Below are 18,998 nucleotides of genomic sequence, written 5' to 3' on the forward strand. Positions count from 1 at the left end.
GCGCCGCCGCTGTAGGCACTGCTGCCGGCGACCGCGGCGCGAGGCGAGGCCTTCAGGACGGGGTGATGGACGTGACCTTTGGTGCTCGCCCGGATTTCGCTGTTCAGCTCTTGCGGGCCAACGGTTGCCCGGCGAAGGTCACCCCTTCCAGGCCATGGGCCATGAGGTTGCGAATGTTGCCGTGATCAGTGTCGTTCGGCGTCGCCAGCACACTGCGATAGTGCTCACCGAATGCCAGCAGCGCCTCTTGGTCGCTCAGCCCTTCCAGCAGGGCCAGTCCCAGCGTCTTGCAGGAACCCTCATTCTCACCTGCGGCATTTTCCAGTTCCCCGTTGCGGAACGCCTGCGGCTGATACGCGTAATGCGCGGCGACGAAAGCCAAGGTGTCGGCGAACTCGTGCTCACCTGACGCAAGGCTTGCCCGCAGCGAGTTCAGATCAGTCATGTCGGTTCCCCTGGGTTGAACAGACGATCCGATTGCCGTCCGTGACCGGACGACAATACCCCCCCAGCACGTCCGAACGAGCGGCATCTCCGCAGGTCACGACGTGCGACTGTGCGACCCGCCGAGAGCCGGTTTCGGTCCGGGCGACCGGCCACGAGGGCGGTGCTGATCAGCAGGCTGTTGCCGTTCCCGCCCTGTGCCGCAGGACGGCTCGGGTGCGTGCCGCGGCCAGGCGGGGTCGGGCGGCTGCGTTGTCAGTGGGGGGCAGGATGATGACCTTCATGACCGAAAACAGTGCCCTGCTCTCTCCTGTCGCCTACATGGAGGCCGTGACCACCGCCGTGGCGGCGTCGGCCGCGTACTACGGCGACGGGACCACCCCGCTCGGTGACGACGAGTACGACGGGCTGCTGCGCGCCATCGCGGCCTATGAGGAGGCCCACCCGGACGAGGTGCTTTCCGAGTCGCCGACCGGGAAGGTGGCGGGCGGGGCTGTGCAAGGTGACGTGCCGCACTCGGTGCCGATGCTCTCCCTCGACAACGTCTTCGACGCTGACGACCTCGCCGAGTGGGCCGCAGGGTTGGAACGGCGTCTCGGGCACCCGGTGGCCGGGTGGTGTGTGGAGCCGAAGCTCGACGGCCTCGCGGTGGCCGCCCGGTACCGGGGTGGTCGGCTCGTTCAGGTCCTCACCCGCGGCGACGGCTTGGCCGGCGAGGACATCAGCCACGCCGCCGACGCCGTCCTCGGTCTGCCGCCGGTACTCACCAAGCCGATCGACGTCGAGGTGCGCGGCGAGGTGCTGCTGACGACCGCGCAGTTCGAGGAGGCCAACCGGATCCGGCTCGCCCACCAGGCCACGCCCTTCGCGCACCCGCGCAGCGGAGCGGCCGGCACCCTGCGGGCCAAGGACCGTCCCTACCGGATCGAGTTGACCTTCTTCGCCTACAGCGCGATCGGCTTGGACGACCTCGGCCACGTCGCTCTGCTGGAGAACCTGGCCGCGCTCGGCGCGAACACGGCCGCCAGCACGGCCGCCGCCCCGATGCGATGCGAGACCGTGGAGCAGGTGCAGGAACGCATCGACGCGATCGCCGGCCTGCGCGGAGACCTGCCGTTCGGAATCGACGGTGTCGTCGTCAAGGCTGACACGGCCGAGGACCAGCGGCAGGCCGGCAACGGCTCGCGCGCCCCCAGGTGGGCGGTGGCCCGGAAACTGGCGGCCGAACACAAGGTGACGCGCCTTCTGGCGGTGGAGTGGAACGTCGGCCGGACCGGGATCATCGCGCCGCGCGCTGTCCTGGAGCCCGTGGTCATCGACGGGGTGACGGTCACTTACGCCACGCTTCACAATCCGTCCGACATCACCCGTCGCGGGCTCATGACCGGCGACCAGGTGTTCGTGTACCGCGCCGGCGACGTGATCCCCCGGGTCGAAGCACCGCTGGTCGACCAGCGCACCGGCGCCGAGAGCCCGATCGTCTTCCCCGAGGCGTGCCCCCGCTGTGGCGACGCGATTGACACCTCCGAGCAGCGGTGGCGGTGCGTGCGCGGCCGGAGCTGTCAGGCTGTGGCCTCGGTGATTTACGCGGCCGGCCGGGACCAGCTCGACATCGAAGGTCTCGGCGGCACGCGCGCGATCCAGCTGGTGGAGGCCGGTCTGGTCAAAGACGTCGCCGACCTGTTCACGCTGACCCGCGAGCAGCTCCTCGGTCTGGACCGGATGGGTGAGACCAGCGCCGCCAACCTCCTGGCCGCGATCGAGACCGCCCGCCAGGCCGCATTGAGCCGCGTGTTCTGCGCCCTCGGTGTCCGCGGCACCGGGCGCACGATGTCCCGCCGGATCGCCGCGCACTTCGGCTCGATGGCCGCGATCCGGGCCGCCGACGCGGACACGCTGGCCGGGGTCGACGGCATCGGCACCGAGAAGGCCCGCGTCATTGCGGCCGAACTCGTCGAACTCGCCCCGCTCCTCGACAAACTCCAGGCCCAGCAGGTCGGCACGCAGGTCACCGAGCCGCAGAAGCCCGCGACCGACGCGAACGACGGCGAGGACTCGGCAGGCGGCCCCCTGGCCGGACAGGCCGTCGTGGTAACCGGGGCCATGACCGGCCCCCTTGCGGTGTTGTCCCGGAACGAGATGAACGAGCTGATCGAGCGGGCCGGTGGAAAGGCATCGTCGTCGGTGTCCAAGCGCACCAACCTCGTGGTGGCGGGCGAGAAGGCCGGCTCCAAGCGCACCAAGGCCGAAGAACTGGGCATCCGCATCCTCGACCCCGAGGAATTCGCCGTCCTCGTCGCCGGTCTCCTCCCCACCACCTAGCCATCGCCGCCCGCCAGCCCTCGGCGCGGCTGTCCGGCGCCGCCCTGGAGGAGCGCCGCAAGGCCACCGACCGGCAGGTGCACGAGACGGTGACCGCCCAGGCTCAGGCTTGGCTCCGGGAGCACCGGTGGGCACGGGTCCGCGAGCAGCAGGCCGCCGCCGGCCAGGCCCGCGCAGAAGCCGCGGTCGCGCAGCCTGACGGCTGGGGCGGTGCCGTCTGATCGCGGTCGTCCCGCCCAACGGGCCAGCCAGGCGGGCCAGGACGGAGCTGTCTGGAAGGTCAAGCGTCCGCGCCGGGAACACCCGGTCCGGTCGGCGCGGTTACATCGACCGAGGGACCGGAGCCACGGAGGGGAGCACGGCGACCACAAAAGTCGTCCGCCCACCAGGATTCGGGCCCCATGATCGCGGTCTGCCGGCCGCGCACTCGGACCAAGAAGTATTTCTGCAGGAGGATTGTTTCATGACTGACCGGCCCTTGACGCTCATGGCAGTGCACGCCCACCCCGACGACGAGGCCACCGGAACCGGAGGGATCCTCGCGCGGTACGCGGCGGAAGGCATCCGCACCGTTCTCGTGACGTGTACCGACGGCCGTTGCGGTGACGGACCGGGTGGTGTCAAGCCGGGCGATCCCGGGCACGATCCGGCGACCGTCGCCTTGATGCGCCGTCAAGAACTCGAGGCGAGCTGTGACGTCCTGAAGGTCAGCGATCTGGAGATGCTGGACTATGCCGACTCCGGGATGATGGGCTGGCCGAGCAACGACGCCCCCGGATCCTTCTGGCAGACCCCCGTGGAGGAAGGCGCCGCCCGACTCGCGGAACTCATGCGGCACTACCGACCCGATGTGGTCGTCACTTACGACGAGAACGGCTTCTACGGCCACCCCGACCACATCCAGGCCCACCGCATCACGATGGCGGCGCTGGAGATGACCGCGCCGACACCGAAGGTGTACTGGACGACGATGCCCCGCTCGGGGATGCAGCGGTTCGGGGAGATCATGCGCGAGTTTCATGAGGACATGCCGGAGCCGGATCCCGCCGAGGCCGCCGCGATGGCCGAGATCGGCCTCCCCGACGATGAGATCACCACATGGGTGGACACCACCGCGTTCAGCGGTCAGAAGTTCGATGCGCTGGCCGCACACGCCAGTCAGGGCGAGAACATCTTCTTTCTCAAGATGGGCAAGGAGAGGTTCGGCGAGTTGATGGGCACGGAGACTTTCGTACGCGTCAAGGACGCCACCGGCGCGGCCGTACCCGAGAATGATCTCTTCGCCGGACTGCGCTGATCCGCCCGTCCGACCGGGTCTCATCGGCCGCACAGCGCGATCGCCCGGGCCCTAGGAGCTTCCGGCCGCCGGCGGCTCCCTGCGGGAGCGGTGGGCGGCCGCTGCAGGGGTGGGCGGCATCAGCGTGTACGGACACGGCGCCGGCACCGCCGAGATCATCCGGGTCGCCCGCGGCATGCTGACCGATCCGGAGAATTCGATCACCTCGATCTCCAAGCCCCTCGGCATCAGCCCTGGCACCCTTTACAACCACCTCCCCGACCTGCAGGAACTTCGTGCCTCCAGGCGCGGCGCGTTGGGCAGGGCGGGCCGGCCCCGGACACTGCCGGCGCAGTGCCAGCAGGCTGTTGCCGCCCGGCACAGGGGCCGTTTCGATGCCGGTCCGCGCGCAGTGGCGCGTCACCCACTGCGCGTGGTGAGGCGTCCGGCGGCGTCGAGTCGTGCGAGGCGGTCGTGTTCCCTATCGGCCCACTGTCGTACCCGGTCGGGATCCAGCGCGGTGCCGTGGCCGACGTGCAGGGTGGTGGGGTTGAGGGCGAGCATCTCGCGGAGGCTGGCGAGGTTCTGTCGGGGGTTGTCGTGGAAGGGCGGGTTCGCGGGCTTGCCGGGGATCAGGCCCATGAAGGAGTTGGCGATCAGGTCGCCGGCGACGAGGTCGCCGGCGTCAGTAAGGACGGAGACCGATCCGGCGGTGTGGCCAGGGGTGGGCATGATGCGCGCCGCGAGCCCAAAGTCCTCCAGGCTCGTTTCGCCGCGGATGAGCACGGCGGGTTCGAAGGGTTCGGCCTGGGCGTGGAGCTTCTGGTCGCGGTCCATGAGGCGGCCCATCGGGCCGGTGGGCAGGTAGGGTTCGCGGACCCGGCCGGAGCGGTACGGTCCGAGGTCGGCGATGTGGCCCGAGATGGGCGCGCCGGTGAGGCGGTGCAGTTCGGCGGCGGAGCCGAAGTGGTCGATGTGGCCGTGGGTGATGACGATCAGCGCGACGTCGGTGGGGTCGACGCCGTGGGCGGTGATCTGGTCGAGGATCTTCTGGCCGCTGCCCGGGGTTCCGGCATCGACGATGACGGGTCGGCGGCCGAGCAGCAGGTAGGCGTTGATGTTGTGCCGGCCCATGACCGGGATCGGGACGAACTTCATGCGGGACATGGCTTTCCTCCGAAGTGTTCTGGTCGACGCCGCGCTGTGCGGGCATCGCGAAGCTCGGCCGGTGCGCGGACACGCCTGCTGGCCGGCAGATGGTGTGGGTGGGGTGGGTCAGAAGCGGCGGCGGTACTCGGCCGGGGTGGTGCCCATCCGCCGCCGGAAGACTCGGTGCAGCGTCTCCACGGAGCCGAGGCCGCTGGCGGCGGCGATCTCGGGCAGGCTCCGGTCGCTGTCCTCCAGCAGTCGCCGGGCGGCCTCCAGCCTGGCCGCCTCCACGTAGGCGGCCGGTGTCGTGGAGGTGCGCTGGTGGAACAGCCGGGTGAAGTGGCGCACGCTCAGGTGCGTCCGGGCCGCCAGGGCTTCGAGGGAGAGGTCTTCGGCGAGGTGTTCAGCGATCCACATCCGCAGCTCGTCGATCCGGTCGTCCGAGGAGCTCTGGACGGACAGCGGCACACTGAACTGGCTCTGCCCGCCGGAGCGTTTGACGTACATCACCATCGTCCGGGCCGTCGCGAGCGCGAGGTCTTGGCCATGATCCTCGGCGACCATGGCCAGGGCCATGTCCATCCCGGAGGTGACGCCGGCGCACGTCCACACCTGGCCGGTCCGGATGAAGATCGGATCGGGATCGACCCGGACGCTGGGGTATTCGGCGGCCAGTCTGGCGGCGGTGAGCCAGTGCGTAGTGGCGGCCCGGCCGTCGAGCAGCCCGGCGGCGGCCAGCAGGTGCGCTCCCGCGCAGATCGAGCCGATCCGCCGGGCCCTGGGTGCCGCATGGCGCAGCCAGTGGGTGACCTCGTGGTCGATCACCGGCACTACGCCGTCGTCGACGAGCTCGATCGCCCCCGCCACCAGCAGGGTGTCCATCGGGCTGTTCGCGTCGTCCAGGGTCAGGTCGGCCATCAGCCGGACGCCGCTGGAGGTGGTCACCGGGCCGCCGTCGGCCGTCGCGATCTGCACGAGGTAGCCGGGCGGGTCGGCTTTGGCGACCCGGGAGGCGACGGAGAACACCTCGGCCGGGCCGGTGACGTCCAGCAGCTCGATGCCGGGGAAGGCGACGATCACGACGCGGTGCGGTTGGGACATGCCCTGATCATTCCGCCCGATCAGACATGGCTGCAATGACCAGGATCTGTCACATCAGGCCATCGGGAGGGGGCGGCCGGTCCAAGCGCCCGCGCCTCCTCCGAATGGATGAGGTCAGACACGAAACCGCCGCGGCCCGCGAAGAATGTGGCCTGCATGAAGGGTTCGAGGACTACGTGGCCGCATTCATCCCCACCAGACAGCAGGTCAGGCCTCGGCGCGCGGGTTTAGCGACAAACGTAGGGGAAGCATCGCGAGGCGGAGGATCGGAGCTCATACGTGGCCCGTACTCGCGCGATCCGACAACCTGGGGGTTCCCCCGGACGAAGTCCGGGGATGAGGTGCCGTGCCAGGCAGCGCGGGCCCGCGAGGATCGCGGCGGGCGGCCGCTTCGCTCCCTGGCCACCCGGCCCAGAGGCCGACTCTTAGCGTCGTGACGTACGGCTGCGTCCCCCGCCCGAACACCCGCACGGCGGTGGGGGTGACAGCCGTCGTTGCCGCAGGGGTTGCTTATATCGGGTGGTAGTGGACGTCCCTCGCGTCGAGGTGGGCGCCGCAGTCCGAGCAGCGCAGGATCTGTTCGATCGCGCCGCCGTCGGTGCGATGCGTCAGGGTCAGGGGTGGCTCACCGGAGAGCCACCGGTCTCCCCAGCTCATCAGGGCAACGGTGACCCCGTACAGATCACGTCCCTTGTCGGTCAGCAGGTATTCCTCGCGTGGCGGGCGCTCGCTGTAAGGGCGGCGGTTCAGAATGCCGTGTCCGACGAGCTTGTCCAGGCGGTCGGACAGCATGTTGCGCGCGATGCCGAGGTTGCGCCGGAAGTCGGCGAAACGCCGCACACCGAAGAAGCACTCACGCAGGATCAGGAAGGTCCAGCGGTCTCCGACCTGGTCCAGGGCGGCCTCGACGGAGTCGTGTCGCGTCGGCCGGTCCCGCTCACCCATCCCACAAGCCCTTCCCTTGATTCCCAGGCCATCACCTTACCCAGGTCGGTTGCAAATTGCGACCGTGTCACTCTAGAGTCGGTAGCGAAATGAAACCGACTGCTGAGGAGTCCCAGTGACCGATCCGGTTGCATTCACGTCAGCCCCGTCCGCGGGAGCACCCACATCGCACAACGTCAGTACGTACGAACAGCTTGTCTTCGAGGAGGCCGGCGCGGTCGCACGGATCACCCTCAATCGGCCGCTGGCACGCAACGCCCTGTCGATCGCGCTCTCCGATGAACTGATTCACGCGCTGGAGGTGGTCCGGGACAGCCGGACCATCAAAGTCCTGGTGATCCAGGGCGCTGGCGGCACGTTCTGCGCGGGTGACGACATCACGGAGATGCACCGATGGGGCGACGCCAACGACGTCATGCGTCGCGTCACCGGCTACCAGCACATGGCCGACACCCTGGAGGAGCTCGACAAGGTCACCATCGCCAAGGTGAACGGGTTCGCGGTGGGTGGCGGGCTGGAGATCACCATGGCCTGCGACTTCGTGGTCGCCGCCTACAGCGCGAAGTGGGGCATGCCCGAAGTCGACGTCGGCATCACCCCGGGATGGGGCGGTACCACCCGAATGGCGCGGCTCATCGGACGGCGACTGACCAAGGAGATCAACCTCCTCGGTGCCCTCCACCCCGCCTCCCGGGCCGCTGAGCTGACCTTGTGGAACCGGGTTGTGCCCGACGACCACCTCGACACCGCAGTGGACGAACTGGTGGAAGTACTGCTGAACAAAAATCAGCAGGCAGTGCGGCAATTGAAGTTCATCATCAACAGCGGCGTCGAAGCCGACCTGAAAACCGCTCAGGCCTTCGAGAAACTCAGCGCAGGACTGACCGGAGCCGTCAACGGCGGCTGGCAGGTCAACGACGCCGACCAGGCAGCCGGCATACTCGCCTTCCGCGACAAGGACACGCTCTGGCAGGAACGGCGCGCACTGGCGAGGAACTTCTGGACCGACGGCCCCGTCACCGCCTGAGAGCTCGTAACACGATCACGAGCAGTTCTTCCTGAGGCGTCGGTAGCAGATGAGGCTGCAGGCGAGGGAGATGAACGCGTCGTGGAGTTCGGTCCGGCGTTCGCAGCGGGGGGCAAGGTGTTTGAGCTGATGGTGGGGCAGGGCGAACGTCTGCCCCACCACGTACCGGGCTTGCCCAGGTCCTTCATGTTCGGGGATCTTCGCGGGGGATGACGGGCAGGATCAGTCGATGACGCAGCGCGTCACGGAGGTGGGGTGTGCCGCCCGTTTTCCGCCGGCGCTCTCCACGACATGGCCCAGCAGGAGTCCAGCAGGAGTCCAGCAGGGCGACGCCCGCGGCGGCGTTGTCGTGGGTGCTCGCGGTCAGGACGGTGACGGCGGTGACCTGGCCCAGTAACGTCCACGGCCATCCGTCTCTTACGGCCCGACGTCCCGGACGGTCGGCCGTCACCCCCAATCGGCTGGCTGCCATGTCAGGACTGGTGACTGCTGACTCATCCGGTCTGTTCCTGAAGTCGGGCACAGACGTCGGGCGCGGTTCATGCCGCGCCCTGTTGGAATGGGTGAGGAGCGCGCGGCGCGACGCAGGGCGCATCTGGCCGCTCTCTGCTCACTTTGCCGACCCGCTGACTACGTTTCTTGGTGAAACGCGGGTCGGCCCGGCGAGTCAGCCGAACTGCTTGACCGTCTTGTAGTACGTCCAGGCGAGGCTGTTGCAGGTCGCCTTCTTCGAGGTGCTGTACCCGTGTGAACCGCACACCCGCTTGAGGTCCTCGTAGAACATGCTGTCCAACCGGGGCTTGTTGGCGCTGAACTGTCCGGCGGCTTTGTAGTTGCGGTAGCCGAAGTCGTGGCGAGCGCAGGAAAGGTCGAACGGGAAGCCCAGCGGATTGTCGGGCGAGGAGGAGCAGTAGTCCGTGGACCAGTTGAAGCCGTAGGACGACCAGGAGCCCTGGTTGTTGCGCGCCGAGACGAAGGTGTTGTAACTGGAGGCGCTGGTCTGGGTCCAGCTGGACAGAACATGCAATTTGTCGGCGGGAGCTGCCGAAGCCGGTGCTGCGGCACCGGCCCAGGCGAGCAGGGTTGCGGCCGGAATGGCCAGGATTGCGGACATGCGACGTATCACGCGCTACCTCCGGGAGTTGGCGGCCCGCGATTCGGCGGCCGCGCATCGGCAGGAGTGCATCACGTACAGCGGCGTTGGCCTATGCGCAACCAGGAAAATCTGGCGGTCCGACAATTTCCCGTTTGTGCAAAACGCTTTCGGCTGCGGATCTCTTTCCCTGTAGCCCTTGCCTGTCGCGACCGGTTTGATGAATGCTTGCCTCGCCTGTCAGGTGTACGGCACGTGTCGTGGTGGAAGAAGGGCGTACCGCCTCCCGGTTCTTCCTCGGCAGGAGGAATGTGCACTCGGTCGCTGCGGGCGTCGGCAGGATTGACGCTTTGACTGCTCCCGCGTGATTCCGGCATGCGCAACCATGCTCCCGGTCCGTCACCAGGTATCCACTTCATGCCAAGGGAAGGTATTTCCATGTCGAAACGAGTTCGTGCGTCGCTCATCGGTTTGTCGTTGGCGGCGGCGGCGGGTGTGGCCGTGCCCCTGCTGGTGCAGGGGCCCCCCGCCGAAGCCGCGGTCCGTAAGCATGTGTCGGCCGATTACACGCTGTTGCGGCGGGCTCCGCACTCGTACGTTTTGGGTACGGCGTACCGTAATTGGACGGTCGACGTGCAGGGCGAGCAGAGCGGCGGGTACCGGTGGGGCCGGGTCTACGGGGACCTCAACGCGTGCCTGTGGACCTTCGCGGAAGCGGTCGCCGGCAGTGCATCCGCCGCCGACGGTTGTGGCGCCGCGGCCACGTTGCCGACCTCCGTGTTCACCAACGGCCAGATCGGGGGCTCGGCCGATGACGGAGCTACCGTGGCCACGGTTGCCCGGGCCGGGTGTAGCACCTGGGACGGATCGCACATCAGGGGTTACGGCAACGTGCAGCCCTGGAAGGTTCCCGCGGTGGCCAGTTCGCCGCTGAACGGCCGGATAGCCATCGGCCAGACCGTCCTGTGGCGCTACGTCTCGCGCGACGGCAAGTGGGTGATGATCCGCGACCCGCGGGCCGACAGCACCGATGGCGTCGGCCAGCAAGGGTGGTACTTCATTCCCCGCAACTGCCTTCCCGCCACCCTTCCCGGATAGGCGGCCAGGCGGCTAACATCGCCGTCGAAATGACGCGGAACCACAGTTCGTAGTACCTGCATGGCCGGGGCCTTTCGGGATCGGTGTGGACCGCCATGTCTGCGCCAAGGCCGGAAGGCCCTTGCGCCTCTCCCGCCAGACCGGCGATTTCATCCCGTCGACGGCGAATCGCGTATCCCTGCGCTGGAAATGACTGGCCAGAAGCTCGTACCGCGCCATCCCGGTGTGATTCGGGCGTTCCTTCGGTTGCCGATGGAGGTGTGTCACATCAATGACTCCAAGCTCGTCAGGCAGCTGAAGGCCCGACGGGACATCACTGTCTCAAAAATTCTCGACATGACGACGAGCGAAATTCCCAAAGTGGCGCAGCTGCATGCGAAACGCCCCAAAGAGATCCCGGGTGAACTGCATTTCGTGACGGTCCGTATGCTCGACATGTTCGACAACGGCCAGGCTCCCTTCCTCGACTCCGATCTCGAGGTCTTCCGGAACATGGGATCGCGCCGGTGCCTGTTTGACTCGTTCTCCGCGTCCGACCTTCGAGACGGATTCGAGGTGGGGCATCTGGCCGGCCTGCGAGACATTCTTTCGGTGGCGAACTCCGAGAACTACGCAGAATTTGCCAAGCTGATCACGTACGGGGCTCAGGAGAACGCCCGGATGATCGCGGCTGCCATGACGGGCTACCACGACACGGCGCGCGTCGAACGGGGAGAGACCCTCCAGGCTCGCCGGCAGCTGCTTGCCGAGTTGCTACGCGCGTCGACCGAGGCCGCGTCCATGGCCGCGGCCGCGGGCATCCTCCTCCCCGAGGCCTATCTCATCCTCATCTGCAGGTTCTTGCAGGAGGAAGGCGCCCTCGAGCGTGCGCTGAACGAGAGCCGGAGCCTGCTCCGGTCGTCGCCGGGGATCCTCTGGTCCACCCAGGCGCGGCGAGACGAATTGATGGTGCTGCTACCGGTGAACGGTGACGAGGACGTGGCAGAAGCCCTATCCGCAGAGCTGGTGGCCGCAGCATCTCGAAGGGTTCGATCCGTACGTGCCGCCCACGCCCTGGCAGCCACTGTGGGATCGGTCCCCGACACGCTCCGAGAGCTGCAGCAGACCGTGTCCGTGGTGGTGGCGATGCCCGATGCCCAGGCGCGTCCCTACAAGGCGACCGAACTGGTGATAGAGCTTGCGATCTCCCGGCAGCCGGCACTGCAGAACCGGCTCGTCGACCTCCTGGGACCGCTCGAACAGGGGACCGATCTACGCCTCACCCTCGACGAACTGTTCTTCCACGAGCTCGACAGGGAAAAAGCCGCCAAAGCGCTCAACATCCACCGAAGGACACTGACTTACCGCCTGCAGAAAATTCGGGAGTTCAGCGGCCTCGATCCCAGCAGCCCCCACGGCATCCAACTCCTCCGCGCGGCGATGACGGCAGCCAACCTTTCCTCATCCAATTAGGGAGAAGCCCCGCCCCGCACCGGCTCGGCACAGTGCACCGGAGCCCGTCCACCTGGCAATCGGCCGCGTACCACCGGTCACCCACGCACACCGCTGGTCAAAACCCTTCGGGCCACCGAACCCGGCCGCGTCCGGCTCGTCTTCCTCGCCCCCAGCTCATCGCCGAGGGCCTCATCACCCGTCCCTCGATTCACGCGTCCCTCCGATTTGCGAACCAGGGAGAACCCTCATGACCATTCGCCTCTTCAGACCGCTCCTGGCCATGGTGCTGTTCGCCATGAGCCTGTTCGCCGGCACCGTGGCCATGGCGGGAGCAGCCCATGCCGACGGCTGCTTCACCTGGACGCGCACCCTGGCGCAGGGAGACTCCGGCTCCGACGTCACGCAGCTGCAGATCCGGGTCGCCGGCTACCCCGGCTCCGGAGGACTCCTCGGCGTCGACGGCGCCTACGGCCCCGCGACCGCGGCTGCTGTCACCCGCTTCCAGCAAGCCTACGGGCTGCCCGCCAACGGCATCGCGGACACTGCCACCTTCAGTAAGATTTACGCCCTGCAGGACAACGACTGCACGCCCGTCAACTTCTCGTTCGCGGAACTGAACAACTGCAACACCACCTGGTCCGGCGGCGCGGTCTCCGCCGCCACGGCCAAGGCCAACGCCTTGCGCACCATGTGGAAACTGCAGGCCATGCGCCACGCTCTCGGCGACGTGCCGATCACGGTCACCAGCGGCTTCCGCTCACGCGCGTGCAACGACGCGGTCGGCGGCGCAGCGGACAGCCGTCACTTGTACGGAGACTCGGCTGACCTCGCGGCCGGACCGCACTCCCTGTGCAAGCTCGCCCAGCAGGCGCGCGACCACGGATTCAGCGGCATCCTCGGGCCGGGCTACCCGGGCCACAACGACCACACCCACGTTGACCACCGACCGAGCCGATTCTGGTCGGCGCCCTCCTGCGGCATCTGAGTGGGCCATGACCTGGGCGAAGGCGGTGCATCACCGGCCTGGCCGTGGGATGGCCAAGGCGAGTGGCCGGGCGCGGCTGTCGGCGGCGAGGTGACCTTCGTGGTCAGCCCGCAGCGGGACCGCCCGAGGGCATGGTCGGTCGGCTCGGCCGCCCCAGGCCTCTTTTGACGGGCCCCGGCGGCGTGCTGGTGGGCCCGGCAGACGGACGAGTCGACGTTCGCGTCCCAGGTGATGAGTCCGTTCGCGTCGGCCTGGGCCTGGAGCTGGATGGGATCCTTGTCCAGGTCCCGTCCCGCTGCCAGTGCGGGAACAGGTCGTAGGCATGCTCCCACGGCCCCTGGCGTTCCGGCACGTCACGCCAGGGAGTGTCGCCCGATCCAGCGATGGCACCACACCTGTCGCACCCGGAACCGTGAGTCGCACCTGCGCTGAGCTGCGCAAATTCGCTTGACAGGGAGCGCCACACGTCAGCCCAGAGAACCCCTCCTGCCAGGAGTGCCGGGCCCGGTGTGTGGAGTCACAGTAGAAGCCGGCCCACCCCGGAGCCTGACCCGGCAGTGCCTTTTGGCCGTGTCCCCGCGCCATACATGCCTGGCTGGGGGAGGCTGTCGGGTGCCAGGCCCGGAGCGGCGGTAAGGAGGCCATCCCTGAGTGGTTCTCACCCCGCTCGCCCGGCCGCCGAGTATGTCCCCGGCTCCGGCGTCCCGGCGAGTGGCTTCGCGGCGGAGCAGAAGTTCGACGGCCACCGCGCGATCCTCTTCACCACCGCCAGCCCGGGCGGCCGGCTGCTCCTGCAGACCCGGCGCGGCTCCCTGTTCCAAGTCTGCTTCCCCGACTTGGTCGCGGCCGCCGAGCAACTGCCGGACGGCCTGGTCCTCGACGGTGAGCTCGTCGTCTGGGACACCGCGCCCAGCCGGTTGTTCTTCGAAGTCCTCCAGCGCCGGGCCGCCGCCTGCGGCCGCACCGCCACCGCGCTCGCCGCGAAGAGCCCGGCGTTCTCCATCGCCTTCGACGTCATGCAGATCGACGGCATCGAGCTGCTGACCCTACCTCCGCCAAGCGCCGCCGACGCCTGGAGACAGGCGGCCGCCCCGCCTTCGTCCCCTTCGGCAACAACGGCTCCAGCACCGCCCACTGCTCGTCCGTGAGATCTCCCCGCCCCATGAGCAGAGATCATTCATGACTCGAGATCCACTTACGACACACGTGAACGACCACCGGCCGGTCAGCCCGCTGACCGAGCACAGCGTCACCGTGCCCAAGGCCTGACAACCGCCACACCCGTAACGCCGCGACCGCCACGTAGCTTCACACGATGGCCTCGAACCGGCGCGCCACCGGCGGGCGAACACGTGAGCGCTGCAGTTCGTCAAATTGGCCAATTACAGCGACGGGCGGGCCGCAGCTTGCGGAAGGCGGCCCGGCTGCACCCGTCCGGCGTTATGTGCGGGTCGGGAGGCGGGGTGGGCGGCAAGCTGGGGCGGGGGGCCGGTACGTGGGGTGGAGGTGTGCGGTCGTGGTGCTGAGGCCTCCGGTCGCGCCGATGCTGGCGAAGGCCGCCGAGACGATCCCGGCCGTGCCCCGGTCCGGTCCTGGCCTGGCTTTTGAGCGCCCTTGCCCCTGTGTGCCCGGTGACGGCGCCGGCTCCCACACCCGACCGCGTACGGGCGCGGGCGGGCCGCTGAGGTGTTGACCGGCCGGGCCCGGATCGGTATGGAGCGCCTGCTGTTCGCCGTCCCTCTGGCGGGCTGGGAACGTCGGCCTGGAGCGGGCGGACTACGTCCTGATTGCCCTGAGCGGGATCGCCGCTCTGGCCACCATCTACCGAGCCGCCGTCTACCGGCAGCCGGAGCGGGGGCCGGCCGCTGGTGCGGCTCTCGGGACAGGGTGGCGGAATTGGTCGGTTGGTGAACCTTGGCATGCCCAAATGATCTATGGTTACTTTCCGTCATGGTCCGTCACTGTCGGGTATGTGGGCTTGTTCGTGGTGACGTGCCGAGGGATGGATTCGATCAAGGAGAGGGGACACCGTGAGCGGTTCCCAGCCGAGTGCTCCGTCCGATCTTCGTGCCGACATCAGGCACCGCGCCGACGGCAAGTACACGATGTACGGGATCAGCCTGCGATGGCAGATCGGGGAGAACGGCCCTGACCAGGGGGCATGGCCGCCCCCGGCGGACTGGAACGAGGGCAAGGCGCCCTACCCGCACCTGTACGAGGTGTGGATCGACGACGAGCCGAGGCAGACGGTTTACCTCTACTGGCCTGCCTGGAACTGGACGCAGTCCAACACCCACTGGGTGGACCTGGGCGATCAGGAGCCGGCCGGCGAATTCCAGGTGAAGATCCGCGCCAAGGTCGACGGCGAGTTCACGCCGTTCACCAACACGGTGACCGTCACTTCGGACTCCTCTCGTCACTGGGCGCCCCGTGAGCTGCGCCAGACCCCAAAGGGGCGCGCCGAGGGACGGCGGCACGGCACGGTCGACCACCCGCGCAGCCGCGCGGCCGCCGCCATCCGAGACGAGGACGCCTCCCCGATCTGCGCCCAGGCACGCCGTGTGAACACCAGCACCGTGTGGCAGGAGGTGACGCCGGGGGCCGCCCGGATGCTCGCCGACTACCCGTGGAACAACGCCCAGCAGTACCTCGAATTCCGTAAGTTCTTCAAGGACGCCACCGTGCCGTCCGCGGGCAACGAAGCCTTCAAGGGTCTAGATCTGGCGCCGGACGCCACGCTGGGGGAGTGGCCCCTGACGGAGCTGGACACATCCGCCGCCAGTCAGACCTTCGCCTACGACTACACGGCCTACCACACGAACGAGACATGGTCCCACCGCTGGTTCATCACCCGCGCCGAGTGGACTCCGGGCAACGGCTTGACCTGGCAGGACCTGGAGCCGATCCCCTTCCTGGTCGAGGTCCAGGGCTCGCACATGGAAGAGGAGTCCAGCAGCTGGGAGTTCGCCTCCCTGCCCCCTCGGACCGGGCGCGCGGCGATCGTGCACATCTGGGGCGGCCACGGAGGCCCGGACACACCGGACGGCGATAACGGCGGCAAGACCGGCGAGTTCTTCACGTCCACCTGCGACGTACTGCTGCGCTAACCGAACCGCCGCCCGCCTGACGGACCACCCTCACCAAGCGGTCGATCAGGGGCCGAAGCACCGGGGCGGGACGCGGCCGTGACCGCGCGGCCGCGAAGCCGTTCCCGTCCCGCCGGGCGCTGTTCCAGGTTTGGGAACAGCGCCCTTCCTCTACCGCGCCCAGTCCACGCCGAGTTCGGCGAGCGCGGTCAGCTGCGTCCGGTTGAGCCGGTCGCGGCTGGCCTTGATGTTCCCGATCCAGATCCCGGTGCGGTGCTCACTCCCGTAGGGGAGGACCTGGACGACGCTCCGCCCGGGTAGCCGGCCTTCCCGCGCGGTGTAATGCGCGAGGGCCTCCAGGCCCTTCTGGAACGCCCGCGAGAACGCCCTGGCCACGGGGTCAGCGGCTCAGCGGGGCTCAGGGGAACTCACGGGATGTCGCACACCTGGAGCAGGCCGCCGAGACCCGACCCTTGTCTTGACGCGAACCCACGGGTCCATCCCCCAGAATCAAGTCAGTGGACCCTCGGGTTCGCGCTGAAGACCCTTCAGTTTCCGTGACCTCGCGGGTCTCTAGTGCTGCGTTCCTCAAAGGCAGTAGATGTAACGGCGCCGTAGGTGTCGGGTGGGTGGTGCGGGTCTGCCCCAGATCCATGGTCGTGCTCGTCGGTTGATCTGGGCGGTGGCGAGGGTGGTGGCCTGGGTGATCTCGTCAGGTCCGGCGAAGGTCTGGCCGGCGAGGGCTGCTTTGCGGAATATCCGCCACCAGGCTTCCCGGAGGTTGAGCCAGCATGCGCCGACCGGGATGAAGACGTGCTTGATCCGGGGATGGTCCTCGAGCCAGGTCCGGGTCGAAAGGCTGTTGTGTGAGGACAGGTTGTCGGTGATCACGTAAATGTCCCCGGCCGGGTTGGCGAACTCGAGTTTCTCTAAGAACTGCTGGTAGAACACGCTGTTGCGGGACGGGGCGCTCATGGTGATCTGCTGTCCGTCTCTGACGCGGAGGCCACCGTAGACCCACGTCTTCTCCGGCCCGCGGCTGTAGTCGAGCTCCGCCTTTATGCGACGGCCATCAGGTGACCAGCCCGGCGTCGGCGGGAAAGTACGCGGGATCACCGGCCCGAGCTCGTCGGCACAAACGACCGTGGCGCCGTCAGGCGGGCTGGTGTAGAGGCCGATGATCCGCGTCCTTTTCCCTCGAAGTCACGGTCCTTCGATCTCACCCAGGACCGGGTGCGGCGCCAGCGGACGCCCTCGGCCAGCAGAATCCGGCGGACCTGGGACCTTCCCACGTCAATCCCGTGACGCCGGGCAGCCTCCGCAAGGGCGTCGAGTGTCCATTCTGGCGGTCCCGCCTCGTCGTCCGCCGCCAGTTCACCGCCCTCACCCCTGGTCAGACGGCCCGGAGACGCCTGTCTGACCAGCGCTACGATCCTCGATCGTTCCGCCTCGGTGATCCGTTGCGGCCGCCCACTGACGGGCCGGTCCTCCAGCCCCTCGAGCCCGAGGTCGTTGAAGCGGTGGAGCCACCACCGCACCGTCTTGGCATGACAACCGAGCTCCGCCGCGATCGCTGCCACCCGCAGACCGTCCCAGCTCAACGCAATGATCCGCGCTCTCATCACCAGATCGGCCGGCGCCTTCCGGGCGCCCGCCAGCCTGGCGGTCACCCTCTCCTCATCCGGCCCCGAAGCGGCCCGGGCAGCAGCAACGTCGGCACAACCCACCCCCCTGCCACCACCCAACAGGTGTTATAAACCAACAACTTGAGGAAGCAAGCACTAGGAGGCGTCGGCCCCGGCCAGGTCTTCCGCCCGGGCCTGCCCGCGGAAGGCCGCGGGCGGCAGGCCGTAGGCCTCGCGGAACGCCCGGCTGAACGCGGACGCGTGCCGGAAGCCCCGCCGGGCGCCGATGACGTGCACGGGCACCTCCTGGTGCAGCGGGTCCGCCAGGTCCTGGCGTGCCCGCGCGAGCCGCTGGCCCTGAAGGAAGGCCGCGACCGTCGCCCCGTCCCCCTCCTGCTGGAACACCCGGTGGAGATAGCTGACGGAGATGTGGTGGGCGGCGGCGATCGCGGGGACGTCCAGCAGTGGATCGTCGGCGTTGTCCCGGATGAAGGCCATCACGCGGAGCGCCAAGGCGCGCCGGTGCGTCTCCGGGGTCAAGGACCGGTCCGCTTCGAGGACGCCGGCGAAGAGCGAGGCGACGAGATCGGCCAGTACGCCGCTCAGGCGCGGGCCCTCGGCCGGCCGGTAGGACCGGCTGTCCTTGGTCACCTGGTCGAGGAAGGTGGCCAGCAGGGCCCCCATTCCCTCCCGGGCCGAGATGCGCTTGCCGATGACCCGGCCGGCGGTGTGCGGGGGCAGCGGCAGCAGCGCCTTGGGTACCTCGACCCCGATGATCTCGACGGAATGCGGGCCGGAACTGATCTCGAACGGCCGTGACGTGTCACTGGTGTGGATGTCGAACACACCGTGCACCACGGTGTCCTTGCCCAGCGTTACCGCTCCCGCCCCGCGTTTGATCAGCGAGAGGTGGAACGCCTCGGGGTCCGACCTCGCTATCAGCTTCGGTGTGCGCTGGAAGGTCAGGGGACGGCATTCCATCGGATAGACCGTGATCCCGCCGAGCGAGATGACGCGCTGGTTGACCCAGAAGTCGGCGGCGTGCTCACTGCGCATCTCCATGGGCGCATGCGTCTCCGACATCAGGGCCCGCCAGCTCTCGAAACGGTCGGCGGGCGCTAGTTCCGCGCTGCGGAACGTTCTCTCGGGCAGCATGATTACGGGTTTACACCGGCCGTGGCGGACCGCGCAACAAGAGCCGGGGCCCCGGGGTGCGGGCGGCGGGGCGACTCTCCGTCAAGACACTGTGCACGCCAGGCCAATGCGCGGTGCTCCGGGGCTTGGCAGAGTGGGCGCCGGAGGGTCGGTGAGGGGACGGGAAACCGGAGCCCCCGCCGACGACCGGGGGCCTCTCGCGGTCCCGGCACTGAGCTGACGCCGCCCGAGGACGGGGGTTTCGGGCGGCGTCAGCTC

18 protein-coding genes are annotated in these 18,998 nt (G+C 68.4%); 9 read left to right on the top strand and 9 right to left on the bottom strand.

Features of this window, described 5'->3' with window-relative positions:
• Positions 1-103 precede the first annotated feature (103 nt).
• Positions 104-445: a HopJ type III effector protein gene (locus ACFWBF_RS15570; RefSeq protein WP_385601014.1), complete on the bottom strand. Its 342-nt coding sequence runs from the start codon at positions 443-445 to the stop codon at positions 104-106.
• 281 nt (positions 446-726) lie between these two features.
• Between ACFWBF_RS15570 and ligA the strand changes: the two genes are divergently transcribed.
• The 3 genes from ligA (at position 727) to ACFWBF_RS15585 (ending at position 4,063) form a co-directional block, all read left to right on the top strand.
• Positions 727-2,766, top strand: coding sequence for an NAD-dependent DNA ligase LigA (gene ligA / locus ACFWBF_RS15575; protein ID WP_385601017.1), 2,040 nt, complete (start codon positions 727-729; stop codon positions 2,764-2,766).
• Positions 2,767-2,855: 89 nt separating this feature from the next.
• Positions 2,856-2,987 carry a hypothetical protein gene (locus tag ACFWBF_RS15580; protein WP_385601020.1) on the top strand — a complete coding sequence of 44 codons (132 nt, stop codon included), beginning with the start codon at positions 2,856-2,858 and terminating at the stop codon, positions 2,985-2,987.
• Positions 2,988-3,229: 242 nt separating this feature from the next.
• On the top strand, positions 3,230-4,063 hold the full coding sequence (locus ACFWBF_RS15585) for a PIG-L family deacetylase (RefSeq protein ID WP_385601023.1): 834 nt from the start codon (positions 3,230-3,232) through the stop codon (positions 4,061-4,063).
• 399 nt (positions 4,064-4,462) lie between these two features.
• On the opposite strand, the gene ACFWBF_RS15590 is transcribed toward ACFWBF_RS15585, so the two are convergent.
• From ACFWBF_RS15590 to ACFWBF_RS15600, 3 genes are all read right to left on the bottom strand, one after another.
• On the bottom strand, positions 4,463-5,209 hold the full coding sequence (locus ACFWBF_RS15590) for an MBL fold metallo-hydrolase (RefSeq protein ID WP_385601025.1): 747 nt from the start codon (positions 5,207-5,209) through the stop codon (positions 4,463-4,465).
• 108 nt (positions 5,210-5,317) lie between these two features.
• Complete coding sequence (locus tag ACFWBF_RS15595; RefSeq protein WP_385601028.1) at positions 5,318-6,292, bottom strand: GlxA family transcriptional regulator; 975 nt, start codon at positions 6,290-6,292, stop codon at positions 5,318-5,320.
• A gap of 510 nt (positions 6,293-6,802) precedes the next feature.
• A complete protein-coding gene (locus tag ACFWBF_RS15600) occupies positions 6,803-7,237 on the bottom strand; it encodes a winged helix-turn-helix transcriptional regulator (RefSeq protein ID WP_385601031.1) in 435 nt (144 codons plus the stop codon).
• A 115-nt stretch (positions 7,238-7,352) separates the two neighbouring features.
• Here ACFWBF_RS15600 and ACFWBF_RS15605 point away from each other — a divergent pair, with 115 nt between their 5' ends.
• Complete coding sequence (locus ACFWBF_RS15605) at positions 7,353-8,264, top strand: enoyl-CoA hydratase/isomerase family protein (RefSeq protein WP_385601034.1); 912 nt, start codon at positions 7,353-7,355, stop codon at positions 8,262-8,264.
• 667 nt (positions 8,265-8,931) lie between these two features.
• On the opposite strand, the gene ACFWBF_RS15610 is transcribed toward ACFWBF_RS15605, so the two are convergent.
• Positions 8,932-9,390, bottom strand: coding sequence for a phospholipase (locus ACFWBF_RS15610; RefSeq protein ID WP_385601036.1), 459 nt, complete (start codon positions 9,388-9,390; stop codon positions 8,932-8,934).
• 342 nt (positions 9,391-9,732) lie between these two features.
• Between ACFWBF_RS15610 and ACFWBF_RS15615 the strand changes: the two genes are divergently transcribed.
• The 5 genes from ACFWBF_RS15615 to ACFWBF_RS15635 all read left to right on the top strand — a co-directional run bounded on the left by ACFWBF_RS15615 (position 9,733) and on the right by ACFWBF_RS15635 (position 15,981).
• A complete protein-coding gene (locus ACFWBF_RS15615; protein WP_385601039.1) occupies positions 9,733-10,455 on the top strand; it encodes a hypothetical protein in 723 nt (240 codons plus the stop codon).
• A 189-nt stretch (positions 10,456-10,644) separates the two neighbouring features.
• On the top strand, positions 10,645-11,907 hold the full coding sequence (locus tag ACFWBF_RS15620; protein WP_385601041.1) for a PucR family transcriptional regulator: 1,263 nt from the start codon (positions 10,645-10,647) through the stop codon (positions 11,905-11,907).
• A gap of 229 nt (positions 11,908-12,136) precedes the next feature.
• Positions 12,137-12,874, top strand: a complete 738-nt coding sequence (locus ACFWBF_RS15625) for a D-Ala-D-Ala carboxypeptidase family metallohydrolase (protein ID WP_385601044.1) — start codon at positions 12,137-12,139, stop codon at positions 12,872-12,874.
• Positions 12,875-13,461: 587 nt separating this feature from the next.
• A complete protein-coding gene (locus ACFWBF_RS15630) occupies positions 13,462-14,022 on the top strand; it encodes a hypothetical protein (RefSeq protein ID WP_385601047.1) in 561 nt (186 codons plus the stop codon).
• A gap of 882 nt (positions 14,023-14,904) precedes the next feature.
• Positions 14,905-15,981, top strand: coding sequence for a lytic polysaccharide monooxygenase auxiliary activity family 9 protein (locus ACFWBF_RS15635; RefSeq protein ID WP_385601050.1), 1,077 nt, complete (start codon positions 14,905-14,907; stop codon positions 15,979-15,981).
• A 150-nt stretch (positions 15,982-16,131) separates the two neighbouring features.
• Here the strand turns inward: ACFWBF_RS15635 and ACFWBF_RS15640 are convergent, their stop codons facing one another.
• The 4 genes from ACFWBF_RS15640 to ACFWBF_RS15655 form a co-directional block, all read right to left on the bottom strand.
• Positions 16,132-16,356: a hypothetical protein gene (locus tag ACFWBF_RS15640; RefSeq protein ID WP_385601053.1), complete on the bottom strand. Its 225-nt coding sequence runs from the start codon at positions 16,354-16,356 to the stop codon at positions 16,132-16,134.
• A 192-nt stretch (positions 16,357-16,548) separates the two neighbouring features.
• On the bottom strand, positions 16,549-17,142 hold the full coding sequence (locus ACFWBF_RS15645) for a transposase (RefSeq protein WP_385601069.1): 594 nt from the start codon (positions 17,140-17,142) through the stop codon (positions 16,549-16,551).
• The gene (locus ACFWBF_RS15650; protein ID WP_385601056.1) at positions 17,073-17,630 is read right to left on the bottom strand and encodes a helix-turn-helix domain-containing protein; all 558 of its coding nucleotides are present in this window, start codon (positions 17,628-17,630) and stop codon (positions 17,073-17,075) included. The genes ACFWBF_RS15645 and ACFWBF_RS15650 overlap by 70 nt, the downstream gene beginning before the upstream one ends.
• 111 nt (positions 17,631-17,741) lie before the next feature.
• Positions 17,742-18,740: an AraC family transcriptional regulator gene (locus ACFWBF_RS15655; RefSeq protein WP_266674501.1), complete on the bottom strand. Its 999-nt coding sequence runs from the start codon at positions 18,738-18,740 to the stop codon at positions 17,742-17,744.
• Between the last annotated feature and the right edge of the window lie 258 nt (positions 18,741-18,998).

The organism is Streptomyces sp. NPDC060028, assembly GCF_042736725.1.
In the GTDB taxonomy this organism is placed as follows: Bacteria; Actinomycetota; Actinomycetes; order Streptomycetales; family Streptomycetaceae; genus Streptomyces.

Coding starts and splice junctions, on each gene's coding strand:
- ACFWBF_RS15570 (WP_385601014.1), bottom strand. CDS start 445: ATGACTGATCTGAACTCGCTGCGGGCAAGCCTTGCGTCAGGTGAGCAC.
- ACFWBF_RS15625 (WP_385601044.1), top strand. CDS start 12,137: ATGACCATTCGCCTCTTCAGACCGCTCCTGGCCATGGTGCTGTTCGCC.
- ACFWBF_RS15595 (WP_385601028.1), bottom strand. CDS start 6,292: ATGTCCCAACCGCACCGCGTCGTGATCGTCGCCTTCCCCGGCATCGAG.
- ACFWBF_RS15600 (WP_385601031.1), bottom strand. CDS start 7,237: ATGGGTGAGCGGGACCGGCCGACGCGACACGACTCCGTCGAGGCCGCC.
- ACFWBF_RS15615 (WP_385601039.1), top strand. CDS start 9,733: ATGCGCAACCATGCTCCCGGTCCGTCACCAGGTATCCACTTCATGCCA.
- ACFWBF_RS15630 (WP_385601047.1), top strand. CDS start 13,462: ATGCCTGGCTGGGGGAGGCTGTCGGGTGCCAGGCCCGGAGCGGCGGTA.
- ACFWBF_RS15590 (WP_385601025.1), bottom strand. CDS start 5,209: ATGTCCCGCATGAAGTTCGTCCCGATCCCGGTCATGGGCCGGCACAAC.
- ACFWBF_RS15655 (WP_266674501.1), bottom strand. CDS start 18,740: ATGCTGCCCGAGAGAACGTTCCGCAGCGCGGAACTAGCGCCCGCCGAC.
- ACFWBF_RS15620 (WP_385601041.1), top strand. CDS start 10,645: ATGACTGGCCAGAAGCTCGTACCGCGCCATCCCGGTGTGATTCGGGCG.
- ACFWBF_RS15585 (WP_385601023.1), top strand. CDS start 3,230: ATGACTGACCGGCCCTTGACGCTCATGGCAGTGCACGCCCACCCCGAC.
- ligA (WP_385601017.1), top strand. CDS start 727: ATGACCGAAAACAGTGCCCTGCTCTCTCCTGTCGCCTACATGGAGGCC.